The organism is Acidobacteriota bacterium, assembly GCA_016713675.1.
Taxonomy (GTDB): Bacteria; Acidobacteriota; Blastocatellia; order Pyrinomonadales; family Pyrinomonadaceae; genus OLB17.
Genome location: JADJOS010000005.1, coordinates 449,217 through 461,572 on the forward strand (window position 1 = coordinate 449,217; position 12,356 = coordinate 461,572).

At 52.4% G+C, this 12,356-nt stretch carries 9 protein-coding genes; 4 read left to right on the top strand and 5 right to left on the bottom strand.

Annotated features, from left to right (window positions below):
- Position 1 precedes the first annotated feature (1 nt).
- From IPK01_18965 to IPK01_18975, 3 genes are read right to left on the bottom strand one after another with little or no spacing between them, the layout of a single operon-like run.
- Positions 2–2,368, bottom strand: coding sequence for an ABC transporter permease (locus IPK01_18965; GenBank protein ID MBK7935510.1), 2,367 nt, complete (start codon positions 2,366–2,368; stop codon positions 2–4).
- Positions 2,369–2,370: 2 nt separating this feature from the next.
- Positions 2,371–2,859, bottom strand: a complete 489-nt coding sequence (locus IPK01_18970) for a hypothetical protein (GenBank protein MBK7935511.1) — start codon at positions 2,857–2,859, stop codon at positions 2,371–2,373.
- A 43-nt stretch (positions 2,860–2,902) separates the two neighbouring features.
- On the bottom strand, positions 2,903–3,562 hold the full coding sequence (locus IPK01_18975) for an ABC transporter ATP-binding protein (GenBank protein MBK7935512.1): 660 nt from the start codon (positions 3,560–3,562) through the stop codon (positions 2,903–2,905).
- A 429-nt stretch (positions 3,563–3,991) separates the two neighbouring features.
- Between IPK01_18975 and IPK01_18980 the strand changes: the two genes are divergently transcribed.
- From IPK01_18980 to IPK01_18995, 4 genes are read left to right on the top strand one after another with little or no spacing between them, the layout of a single operon-like run.
- Complete coding sequence (locus IPK01_18980; GenBank protein ID MBK7935513.1) at positions 3,992–5,785, top strand: FAD-dependent oxidoreductase; 1,794 nt, start codon at positions 3,992–3,994, stop codon at positions 5,783–5,785.
- Positions 5,776–7,764 (top strand): 2-oxoacid:acceptor oxidoreductase subunit alpha, encoded by a 1,989-nt coding sequence (locus IPK01_18985; GenBank protein MBK7935514.1) that lies wholly within the window; start codon positions 5,776–5,778, stop codon positions 7,762–7,764. Before IPK01_18980 ends, IPK01_18985 begins: the two co-directional genes overlap by 10 nt.
- Positions 7,761–8,813, top strand: coding sequence for a 2-oxoacid:ferredoxin oxidoreductase subunit beta (locus tag IPK01_18990; GenBank protein ID MBK7935515.1), 1,053 nt, complete (start codon positions 7,761–7,763; stop codon positions 8,811–8,813). Before IPK01_18985 ends, IPK01_18990 begins: the two co-directional genes overlap by 4 nt.
- A 14-nt stretch (positions 8,814–8,827) precedes the next feature.
- Positions 8,828–9,316, top strand: a complete 489-nt coding sequence (locus IPK01_18995) for a hypothetical protein (protein MBK7935516.1) — start codon at positions 8,828–8,830, stop codon at positions 9,314–9,316.
- Positions 9,317–9,392: 76 nt separating this feature from the next.
- On the opposite strand, the gene IPK01_19000 is transcribed toward IPK01_18995, so the two are convergent.
- Together IPK01_19000 and IPK01_19005 are read right to left on the bottom strand one after the other, a co-directional pair.
- Positions 9,393–10,748 (bottom strand): TldD/PmbA family protein, encoded by a 1,356-nt coding sequence (locus IPK01_19000; protein MBK7935517.1) that lies wholly within the window; start codon positions 10,746–10,748, stop codon positions 9,393–9,395.
- Complete coding sequence (locus IPK01_19005; GenBank protein ID MBK7935518.1) at positions 10,748–12,349, bottom strand: TldD/PmbA family protein; 1,602 nt, start codon at positions 12,347–12,349, stop codon at positions 10,748–10,750. The genes IPK01_19000 and IPK01_19005 overlap by 1 nt, the downstream gene beginning before the upstream one ends.
- Positions 12,350–12,356: the final 7 nt, after the last annotated feature.

The window sequence follows — 12,356 nt, forward strand, 5'->3', positions numbered from 1 at the left end:
GTTATTCTCTCGTTTTAAGGACAGCAATAAGGTCTAGTCCCCGCAATCGCCACGAGACCAGAAGACCAGAGATGACCGCCGCCGCAGCAACATAGATCGCCGTCAATAAAAATGTCCTCTGACTAAATACCATAGGGAGCCTTAACAATTCATTGTCGATCAGATTATTCATGCTGTAGCACGTTGCGATGCCCGCCAGGAATCCGAGAGGGATCGCAAGCATGGTCAAGACGGCGTGTTCACCCAAGAGAATTACCGTGACCTCTTTCTTTGAAAATCCAAGCACACGGAGGGAAGCTAATTCCCGGCCTCGTTCCGACAACGTGATGCGCGCCGTGTTGTAAACCACTCCAAACACGATCGCGCTCGAAAAAAGAACAAGCACGAAAGTGAAAATGCCGATCGTTTGCGCAAACGTTTCGTTAAAGCTCTGTTTTATTGAACCGGGAAGACTTACACCGGCTATTTCCGGCAGTCGCTTCAATCGGGCGTAAAGCAGATCTTCAGTCAGTGGATCTGATCGAATATAGGCTCCGGAAATCACGTCATCCTCATTTACCAAGCGGTTGAGTGCACCGATCTGCATATACGCGTTCATGCCCATGAGTTCGGCAACCGTGCCGGTCACATTGATCTTCTTGATCACCCTGGACCCTTCGAGCACTTCGACGGTCACAGATTCGCCGGCCGATACCCCGAGTTCTCTTGCCAGTGGATTTGACAACACAATACCCTCCGGCGGTAAATGGTAGACGGATGAATCCTGATCGACGATCCGATGCAGGACCGGATAGGACTCGAGCCCGGTTACGCCGACCCGTTTGGCTCTATGCTCGAATGACAGTCTGGCGGGAACCGCTCGAAAAGCCTCGACATCCAGCACTCCGGGCAACGACCCAAGATCGAGTTTCGCCTGTTGTGGTCTTGGACGGTTGAACGTAACGATAGCGTCCTCTCTGATCGATCTTTCAAATTGGATATCAACGATCACTTTGATCGCGTCTTCGAAATAAAAGCCTGTGAACAGCAATGCCGCCGCCGCCGCAATACCGAACGCAGACAAAAGGGCTTTGAATGGCTGGCGCGAGAGATTGCGAAAGATCATTCGAGACTCCGGTGAAATGTGTTTGTTCAGGTCAATTGTTTCGATCAAGCCGGGCTTGTAATTGACAGGTGCTATGGGCCTCATTGCTTCGGCCGGAGGAAGCATTACTGCCTGCCGTACGGCGGAAAAGGCACCTATGCAGGCAGATCCGAGTGCGATCAAGACCGAACTGATCACAAGCGTCCAACTGAATGTGAACGCTAGGATCGGGAATCTAAAATAGTCGGTATACATTGATGTCATACCGCTGCCCATCCAATATCCGATAACGATTCCGAACAATATCCCGCCTATCACAGCGGCAAATGCAAGCCCTAAAAAGTGCATTCCGATCTCGCTATTGCTATATCCAAACGCCTTGAGCAGACCGATCTGCTCGCGCTGAGTATTGACTAAGCGCGCCATAACAAGATGGAGCAAAAACGCAGTGACACCAAGAAAAATAAGTGGAAGAAACGTACCAAAAGTGCGGAGTTCGCCAAATTCGTTCTCAAGAAAGCGAAAGGATTCCTGTTCGTGCCTGCCGAATGAACCGATTCCGCCATATTCGTCCAGTATTCGATCGATCTCCAATATCAGCTCTTCGGGTTGGGCTCCGGGCGCAAGAGTAACAGACAGGTCATTGAACGCACCGTCCATGTCGAACGTTGTGGTAATTGCTCGTTCGCTCATCCAAATGATCCCAAATCTCTTATTGTCCGGGAATAATTGCCCCGGACTGATCTCATAGATATATTCCGGGGAGAGTCCGGTTCCTACGATCTTCAGCTCACGCCATCGTCCATTCAACACTGCCGAAAATGAGTCACCGGGCTCAAATCCGTTCGCATTTGCAAACGAGCTGCTAACGATCACCTCATCGGCCGCGCCTAGACCAACATAGCGTCCGCTAACAAGATGCAGATCGTTCAGCATCGGTTCCTTGTGTTCGGGAATCGATACGATCCGACCCGATGCCGGTTCACGAAGGTACGGGAGATCGAGTATTGAATTCGAGACAATTCGAGTCTGTACCGCGGCTATCCCTGGTATTCGTTCGATCCTTTGTCGAACCGAAAGCGGTGCTCTTGTGAGATGTGCGAATACATCGCCGAACCGGTATTCGGAATAGTAGCTTTCTTGTGTCGAGACCAGCGATTCATATGTGCTTCGCATAGCTACATACGATGCCACACCACACGTGACCACTAACGCGGTTGCCAGTAATTGTCCCCGAAGATGGAGTATGTCACGTAGTAATTTTATTGTGAGCGCTCGTCTCATCGCTAATGATCGTCGTCATCGCCCGATCTTCGGGTTTCTGTCTTCTTCTCGCCGGCTGGGCTTAGCGTCTGAGCCTGTCGAATCTCTGAGTGCCGGACCTGACCACCAAGATTGGCCGTATAGCCCATCGAAACTGCTGAGACTAAGCCTGCGATCAATGCAGCGTAGACCGCTACCGTGTTGAAACTCTTAGAAGCGAATCTTGCAGAGGCGAATGCGACGATTGCAGCAACACCGGCAATTATGCCGATAATAAGCGCGAACATTGCTGCAGATTCGTGCGCTTCGATCAACTGCTCCGAAACGCCCGGCAATTTTTCAACAACATCCTCCGCAGGCTCGCCGGTAAGATAGACCGGTACCGATGCCAACGCATTGAGAATAATGAGAATTAGACCGACGAACTGTATATTTTCGAACTTACGAAGCAAGCCCCACGCCAGGATAAGTGTGCCGAATAACCCGGCAAATAGCGGTAAATGGTTAAGCATAAGGTGCAAATGAGCATAAGTCATATTTGTTTCTCCATTGATCTCACCAGATCAAGTCAGCAGGTTTCGCTTTTGAAACGTTCTTTTCGATCGAGACTATGTTTCCACTGCCAATGCGGACCACTCGATCGGCCATCTGCGCAATCGATGCGTTGTGCGTGATCACTGCGGTGGTCGTATTTAGCTCGCGGTTGACGAGCTCGATCGCCTCAAGAACGATCTTTCCTGTTTGATAATCCAGAGCACCTGTCGGTTCATCGCACAGCAGTACATCCGGACGTTTTGCGATCGCACGTGCGATCGCCACTCTTTGTTGTTCGCCGCCTGAGAGTTGTGCGGGAAAATGATTTTGCCTGTCGTTAAGCCCAACAATATCGAGAGCCGACTCGGCAGACATTGGGTTCGCAGCGATCTCGGTTATCAACTGCACGTTCTCGAGAGCTGTTAGACTGGGAATCAAGTTGTAAAACTGGAAGACAAATCCTACGTGGTCACGGCGGTACTCCGTCAATTGCCGGTCAGAGGCTTTGGTCAGGTCATGATCTGCATAAATCACCTCTCCTGCGGAAGGAGTGTCAAGACCTCCAATGATGTTTAAGAGCGTAGACTTTCCGCTGCCGGATGCTCCGAGCAAAACCACAAGCTCGCCCTCAAACAGATCAAAGTCAATTTGATTCAATGCATGCACATCAACTTCACCCATATGATAGACCTTTGATATTCCTCTGATCCTGAAGATCGCTTTGTCGGAAAGTTGGGGTTGTAAGATATTGCTGTCCACGACACCAATGGGTGCAATAGCTATGCCTCGTGGTACCGGTTTTCAGGCAGTATAAGTTGCAGAAAATGAGTGTTGTAACCGGCATTTCACGATCGGTCGCGAAAATTTTCGCGAGAGCGTGGCTTTTCGCCACCACGCGATCATCGGTTTGTTAAGTCTTGGCTCAAATCGCTGCCCCGCGGAGCGAAACCACCGTTTTCGCGTCCAACGAAGGGGTATTCCGTACAGCCTGAGAAAAAGAGATCAAATTTGACCTAATTACGATCAGTTTCCTAGCAAACATCTTGAACATCAATTATTATTTTCTTTTACTTACTGTCGCAGAATTCTGAGAACAAGGAACGTGCCCTTTTGAAACCTACAGACATTCAAGATCCCGAATATTTCCACAAGGTCGTTGATTGCCAATACGCTTGCCCGGCGCATACGCCGGTGCCGGAGTACATTCGCCTGATCGCCGAGGGCAAATATACCGAGGCTTACATGATAAATTGGGATTCCAACGTGTTTCCGGGCGTCCTTGGGAGAACATGCGATCGCCCATGCGAACCGGCTTGTCGGCGTGGTCGTATCGACGAAGAGCCCGTCGCGATCTGCCGCCTTAAGCGCGTTGCTGCCGACAATCGGGACGATGTTATTCCATATATGCCTACGGGGCCATTTACTCCGAATGGTAAAAAGGTCGCATTGATCGGCGGCGGACCGGCTTCGTTGACCGTCGCACGTGACCTCGCACCATTGGGTTACGAAGTTCATTTGTTTGATGAGCAGATAAAGGGCGGCGGATTTATGCGTTCGCAGATCCCGGCGTTTCGTCTTCCTGAGCACGTGCTTAATGAAGAGGTCGACTATATTTTGCGGCTCGGCATCCACACCCATTTCAAGCATTATGTCTCGTCTCTAAGGGAAGTGTTAGGGCAGGATTATGACGCGGTTTTTGTCGGGACAGGTGCACCTCGTGGACGCGACCTGCCTGATCTACCTGGCCGACACGAAGGCGATGCGAACATTCACATCGGCATCAATTGGCTCGGCTCGGTCGCCTTTGAACACACGGACAAAATAGGGAAACGCGTCATCGTCCTGGGCGGCGGAAACACCGCGATGGACTGCTGCCGTACGGCGCGTCGACTTGGCGGCGAAGACGTAAAGGTCATCGTCCGATCGCCCTTCGCGTCGATGAAAGCGAGTCCATGGGAAAAGGAAGATGCACAGCACGAAGACATTCCGATCATCGACAATCACGTTCCTAAGTCGTTTGTGATTGAAAATGGAAAGCTGGCGGGCATGACGTTCGAAAAGGTCGAGGCCAAGTATGACGAGAACGGTAAACGCTCACTGGTCCCAACCGGCGAGCCCGAAGCCTTTTATCCCGCAGACGATGTGTTAATAGCCGTTGGGCAAGAGAACAGCTTCCCGTGGATCGAACGCGATTGCGGCGTTGAGTTCGACAAATGGGAAATGCCCGTTGTTGATAAAACGACATTCCAGTCGACTCATCCAAAGGTCTTCTTCGGCGGTGATGCAGCGTTTGGGCCGGAGAATGTTATTACTGCGGTCGCCCACGGCCACCAAGCGGCCGTTTCGATCGATCTGGTGTGTAAAGGCGAAGATATCAACAAGCGTCTTGATCCATTCGTAAATCTGATCTCGCAAAAAATGGGCATCCACGAATGGGCTTATGACAGTGAAATTGACGAATATGATCGATTGGCAGTACCGCAAGCCCCGAAAGATCAGACTCTCAAGGATCGCAAAAAGGAGGTCGAGCTCGGCTTTGACCCGCTTGCTGGATACAAAGAGGCTGAACGATGCCTCAATTGTGACGTACAGACTGTTTTCAGCGCTCCAAAATGCATCGAGTGCGACGCTTGCGTAGATATCTGTCCGACGAGCTGCATTACTTTCACGGCGGATGGCGACGAATCAGATCTGCGTTCCCGCACAAAAGTCCCTTCACTGAATCTGAAGCAAGACATTTACGTTGCAGACGGCCTAAAGACCGGCCGAATCATGGCAAAGGACGAGGACGTCTGCCTCCACTGCGGCCTCTGTGCCGAACGCTGCCCGACGGCAGCGTGGGATATGCAAAAATTCTTTTATAACGTGACCAAAGCTGGCGAGGTGAAATACGGATGTCGGTAAATGATTTTGTCGTCAGATTTGCAAATGTGAACGGGACCGGTTCGGCGTCGGCTAATGCCTTGTTTACCAAGGCGGTGTTTCGGATGGGCGTGCCGGTAACGCCGAAGAACATCTTTCCGTCGAATATTCAGGGCCTGCCCACGTGGTACGAGGTGCGTGTCAGCGAAAAGGGCTATCTCGGCCGCCGCGAAGGCGTCGATCTGATTATCGCGGTCAATCCTCAGTCGATGAAAAAAGACTACGCCGATGTTCGAGCGGGCGGCTATTTTCTCTACGACTCGTCAAAGCCATTGCCGCCGGGCTATGACCGCACCGACATCACGCACATCGGTATTCCGCTGATGGCCCTCTGCAATGCAGAGTTTATTGATGCGCGGCAGCGGCAACTATTCAAGAACATCGTTTATATCGGAGCTTTGTCAGCGTTGCTTGATATTGAGTTTGCGGTTCTCGAAGGCCAGATCGGCGAACAGTTCAAAGGTAAAGAGAAACTGATCGAGCCCAATATCAAAGCATTGAACATCGGCGTTGATTACTGCAAAGAGAACTTCGATTGTCCTTTGGATATCCGCGTCGAACGCCGCGATCTGCTCGGCGATAAGATATTATTCGGAGGCAACTCCGCATGCGGACTCGGGGCTGTTTACGCCGGTGCTACCGTTGCTGCGTGGTATCCGATCACGCCTTCGACGAGCGTGGTTGATGCGTTTGCGAAGTACGCCGCTAAGTTCCGCGTCGACGCAGAAACGGGCAAAAACAATTACGCCATCGTACAGGCCGAAGACGAACTCGCCGCGATCGGCATGGTCATGGGCGCGTGCTGGAACGGTGCGAGATCCTTTACCGCCACAAGCGGTCCTGGCGTCTCACTAATGAATGAGTTCCTGGGTTTGGGCTACTTCGCCGAAGTCCCGGCCGTATTGATCGACGTGCAAAGGACAGGCCCTTCGACCGGCATGCCGACGCGAACGCAGCAGTCAGATATATTGCTGGCGGCTTATGCTTCCCACGGAGACACGAAGCATCCGCTGCTATTTCCGGCTTCGCCGAAAGAGTGTTTCGAGATGACCGTCGATGCGTTTGACCTGACCGAGCGGCTTCAAACGCCAGTCATCATCATGACCGACCTGGACCTCGGCATGAACGACCACATTTCCGATGCCCTCGTATGGGACGACAAACGCGAATACGACCGCGGCAAATATCTGACGAGCGAAGAGCTCGACCGCATCAGCACCGCAACCCTGATGTCGGCTGTGAGTAAGATCTCTTTGCGGACAAACGGCTCAGCCAAGGATGAGATGTCGGTTGTCATGGCAGAACTCGACGGGCAGGCGAATAGCGACCACGCCCCGAGCCAGCCGCTTGAACAGTTCAAAGGCAAATACGGACGATATCTCGACGTCGATGACGACGGCATTCCGTACCGAACGATACCGGGTACGCACGCCACGCACGGTGCGTTCGTCACACGTGGTTCATCGCGTGACGAATACGCCGTTTATACCGAGGACGGCGACGCCTATCGCCGCAACGTCGACCGGCTTTCACGGAAATGGGACACAGCGAAAGAATTAGTGCCGCAACCGGAATTCTTCAGAGGCACCCCTCCTTACGAAGGAGGGGTGGCAGCCGCTTCGGCTGACGGGGTGGTTCTCTCCGCATGCGACGGAGTGATCTATTTCGGCACATCATCATACGCCGCCGAAGAAGCCCTTGAATTCCTCGCCGCTGAGGATATCCATCTCGATGCGATGCGTGCTCGTGGGTTTCCGTTCGGACAGGCTTTCCGCGATTTCGTCGATGCCCACGAACGCATCTTCGTCATCGAACAAAACCGCGACGCACAATTCCGCAGCCTGATGATGATCGAACTTGGCACCGACTCCGCAAAGCTCATCTCCGTCCTCAACTACGACGGCATGCCGATCACGGCGGATAATATCGTCAGACAAATAAGGACCTCATTCACGAAATGACTTACATACGATCAACATTTAGACATCCTGCTTTTCCTAAGAACGACCTTGGGTACACGGTCGATTATTATGAGGGCTCGCTTTCTACGCTGTGTGCGGGGTGCGGGCATGATTCGATCAATGCGGCCATCGTCGAAGCGTGTTGGCAGTTGAATATCGAGCCGCATAAGGTGGCGAAGCTTTCGGGCATCGGCTGTTCGTCGAAATCTCCGGCTTATTTCTTGTCCAATTCGCACGGGTTTAATTCGGTCCACGGGCGTATGCCTTCGGTTGCGACGGGAGCGAATCTCGCGAACCGCGACCTGATCTATTTCGGCGTCTCGGGCGACGGCGACACGGCTTCGATCGGAATGGGACAGTTCGTCCACGTCGTGCGGCGAAACCTGAATATGGTTTACCTCGTGATGAACAACGGCTGCTACGGCCTGACGAAAGGCCAGGATTCCGCGACCGCCGACGTCGGTTCAAAATCGAAAGCGGGAAGCGTAAATTTATTCGAAGCCATCGATCTCGCCAGCCTCGCGATCGAACTTGGAGCGACATTCGTCGGGCAGAGTTTCTCGGGCGACAAAGAACAACTTATTCCACTAATGAAAGCTGCGATGTCGCACAAGGGCTTTGCGTTTCTAAATGTCATCTCGCCATGCGTTACATTTAACAACAACGCCGGTTCGACGAAATCTTACGATTACGTCCGCGAACACGTCGAGGTTACGGGCACGATGGATTTTGTGCCGTATGAGAAAGAGATCACGACGACGTACGAAGCCGGCGACGTGTCGGACATAACGATGCATGACGGCAGTGAGATTCGGCTGCATAAACTGCAAAAGGATTGGGATCCGCAAGATCGATTCTCGGCAATAAATGCGATGCAGCGTGCAAAGCAGAAAGGCGAAATACTCACCGGGCTGCTTTATATCAACGAAGATTCAAGCGATCTGCATTCGATGATAAACACAAGCGAAACACCGCTGAACGCGATCTCAAAAGACATTTTGTGTCCGGGCTCCGATGCTTTGGGCAAACTCAATTCTTCACTTCGTTAGAACTAAGAAACAATATGAAAATCCTGATACTTTCTGTCGCAATTGTAGCGTTCGCGTCGTTCGTAAGTTCCTGTGGCGGAGCCGCAAATACGAACGCAAACAACTCGAACGCAAACAATTCAAACAAACCTGTCGCAGCATCGCCCGCAACAAACGTCTCGCCAGTCGCCGCCCCGTCCGCGACCAAGGCCGCTGCGACTCCGGCACCACCGGCAAAAGGCGAAGCTGGCGAGGTCGAGGGCGAACTTCAAGCTGGAAAGCAGGACTCTGTGATCCTTTATTTCGGCGAGGAATCAGGCGATTACGCCGGCTACTGCTTCGCAAACGATTCGGACGCGGGCAAAGCGATCATGGCGGCTTGCAACAACGGCGAAAAGTGCAAAGTTGTCGGCACGATCGATGGCAGTGCAAAATGTACTGTCCCGGGACTTGAAGCCGATCTCTCCGCCAGCGGCCGAATTACGGCGGTCAAATCGGCCAAATCGCTGGGTAAAAAGAAGTAGGTTCGATACAAAGTGCAGCGAAAAGGGCCGCTATCGTATAGACAGCGGCCCTTTTTTAATTTACATAATATAGACCTCAGACCGCTTCCGATTGCGAGGTAAAGTTAAATTCCTTGATCTTTAATGCGGGAAGCAAAGAACCGCCGCCGCCTTCGCTTGAACCAACGCGTTCGGGTTTACCGACGGCGAAGACATTGCCCGGGCCCAGCATTTTCACCGTCGATTGATTGAACCTGAAATTTTTGAGCGGATAAGCTATTTTTCCATTCTCGATCCACCATACACCGTCGCGAGTCAGGCCCGTCGAACTCGCTGTCCGCGGATCGGTTTGCCTAATGTACCAGAATCGACCGACGAGAATTCCGCGTTCTGTCGATCTGATCATTTCTTCTATTGTCGAAACGCTTCCGCTCGTTTCCATGATCGTGTTGACAGGGCCCGGAGTTGGCTCTTTCCCTTTCTGATTCGCCCAGAAACGGTTGTAGGCAAGGTTCTCAAGCACTCCATTGTTGACCATGACAATACGTTGGGCCGGAAGCCCTCCGCCGCCTCCGCCGCCCACGGATTGTGAGCCCGGAAGTTCCGGATGCCAGGGATCGCTATAGATGGTCACCTTTTCGTCGAACATCTTTTCTCCCAGCCTTGTCTTGCCGCCGGGTGCAGAAAATGCACTGCGACCCTCTTCCGCCGTCCGTGCGTTGAATCCGAGGCCGAAACCACCGATCAGATCGGCAACCGCCTGAGGCTCGAGTATCACGGTATATATGCCGGGATCGATAGCCCGTGCGCCGCGGCCTTCGAGGGCCTTGCGGATCGATTCACGCGCTATCCGCATCGTATCGAGTTTTGCTATGTCATTGTGGCCACGAAGAAAATAGCCGCTGCTCTGTCCGTCCGGCGTTCTGGCAGTAACAGAAAGGCCGACGCCTGTAGAACGTTCGAATTCGAAATTCCCGTTCTTCGTAGCATTTCCGCCCGCCTGTGAGGTCGCTGAGTGAAAACCGGCACCGATCACGCCGCTTTTCTCGCAGAGTCCTATTATGTCGCCGATCTGTTTGGCACGGTCAGTGAGCGAAAGATCTGCGGTAGCCTCAAAAAACATGCTTGTCGGCTTATAATTTTGTTTGCCTAAGGACGGTAAATACTCACGATCAGGCGGGGCCGTCTTGGCGATCTCCTGGGCACGGTCGACCATTGTTCTCAAGCTCGAATCATCGAGATCGTTCGTCGACGAACTTCCGCGTTTTCCGCCTATCCATATTGTGATGTTAGCGTTCCGGCCTTCGCGGCTTCCGCTCGTCAGCACGTTATTTCCCGCAAAGCGTAAATGGGATTGCTTGTTCGAACTGACGGATGCGGCTGCATCGTCAGCGGTTACCATTGATAGGATCTTTTTCGTCAGGTCTTTTACTTCCTGTTCGGTGAGCAGCATTATTCGTGGTCCTCCGTCTGGCCGGAATTAGTGCCCGAAGCGGTGTTCAAAACATTGATGTTTCTAAATCTCGCCGGCGGGCAGCCATGTGAAACGGCATTTGACTGCCCAGGTTCACCTTTGCCATCGTTTGCCGAGCCGGGAATTTCATAGGTCGACCGACCGCCAAGGCCGTCAAGCGAGCCCCAGAAATCGGTCGTTCTTGACTGATACGCAACATCGCGGAGCATACCGGCTACCTTACCGTTCTTGATCTCCCAAAATGTCTGGCCGCCGAACTGGAAATTGTATCGCTGCTGATCTATCGAATAACTGCCGCGGCCGTAGATCAAAATGCCTTTATCGACACCGGCTATTAGATCGTCCTGCGTAACATTTTCCTTTGATGGTGTCAGTGAAACGTTCGGCATTCGAGGAAATGGCACGCTGCCCCAGCTATCGGCGTGCAGACAGCCGTAGGACTTTGATTTTCCTACGAGTTTTGCAGTATCGCGAGTCGTCTGCCAATCGACAAAAACACCATCTTTCACAAGGTGCCAACTCTGTCCCGGGACCGCTTCGTCGTCATAACCGACGGTCGCCATCCCTTGCGGCTGAATACGGTCCGCAACAAAATTGACCATCTTTGATCCGAACTGCAATTTGCCTGTCTTTTCAGGTGTTAGGAAGCTTGTGCCGGCATAATTTGCTTCCCACAGTAACGCACGGTCGAGTTCGGTGGGATGACCAACTGACTCATGGATCGTCAGGAAAAGATGTGACGGATGGAGAACGAGGTCGAATTTTCCGGGCGTTACCGATGGCGCAAAGAGTTTCATGACCGCATGTTCAGCCGCGGTTTTTGCCTCGGATACCCAATCGTGTTTAGTGACGTATTCAAAGCCAATCTGCTGTGCCTCACGAAGGGAGTTTACCGACTGGAAATCCCCTGTAGTACGATTCGTCGCTGTCGTGCTAAAGCTGGGATTTGTTCGGATTATGTACTGCTCCACACGCGATCCGTCCGATGTAGCGAGGTATTTTTGTTCGTTTACACAGCCAAGTGAAGAATTCACGAAGCTTATTCCTTTTACGGCAAGTGCCGCTTCATTGATCCTCAACAGCATCCCCACCTTTTCGTCGATCGGTACGTCAAAAGGGTCTTTTTCAAATGAACTCTTCCATGTGGTCACGACCTTTGGGGTCGGGACTAGCTCGATCTTTTTGCGCGTGATGGTCGAGTTGGCCTTCGCTATTGCTGCGGCCTCGGTGGTGACTCGTTTGACCTCGTCGACAGTCAGGATCGGGCTTCCGGCAAATCCCCATGTGCCGTTGATCAGCACGCGAACACCAAATCCGAAATTCTGCCCGCTCGAAACGTTCAGAACCTGCCGTTCGCGCGTATTTACGGCTTCGATGCGATAACGGTTTATTCGGATATCGGCATAACTGGCGCCAAGTTTCTTCGCGGTCGCGAGAGCGGCGTCCGCGAGGGCATCTTTGTTAACATCGGCAAAGAATGCTGTCGACGCCTGAGCCCCATACATCCATGACGGCAAGATCGCGGCGCCACCCATAGCGACACCTGCGGCTTTTAGAAATTCACGTCGAGAAAATGACATCTCTCCC

Bases quoted from the DNA above. Each gene is read 5' to 3' on its own strand.
- IPK01_18965 (MBK7935510.1), bottom strand. From the start codon at position 2,368: ATGAGACGAGCGCTCACAATAAAATTACTACGTGACATACTCCATCTT.
- IPK01_18970 (MBK7935511.1), bottom strand. From the start codon at position 2,859: ATGCTTAACCATTTACCGCTATTTGCCGGGTTATTCGGCACACTTATC.
- IPK01_18975 (MBK7935512.1), bottom strand. From the start codon at position 3,562: ATGGGTGAAGTTGATGTGCATGCATTGAATCAAATTGACTTTGATCTG.
- IPK01_18985 (MBK7935514.1), top strand. From the start codon at position 5,776: ATGTCGGTAAATGATTTTGTCGTCAGATTTGCAAATGTGAACGGGACC.
- IPK01_18990 (MBK7935515.1), top strand. From the start codon at position 7,761: ATGACTTACATACGATCAACATTTAGACATCCTGCTTTTCCTAAGAAC.
- IPK01_18995 (MBK7935516.1), top strand. From the start codon at position 8,828: ATGAAAATCCTGATACTTTCTGTCGCAATTGTAGCGTTCGCGTCGTTC.
- IPK01_19000 (MBK7935517.1), bottom strand. From the start codon at position 10,748: ATGCTGCTCACCGAACAGGAAGTAAAAGACCTGACGAAAAAGATCCTA.
- IPK01_19005 (MBK7935518.1), bottom strand. From the start codon at position 12,349: ATGTCATTTTCTCGACGTGAATTTCTAAAAGCCGCAGGTGTCGCTATG.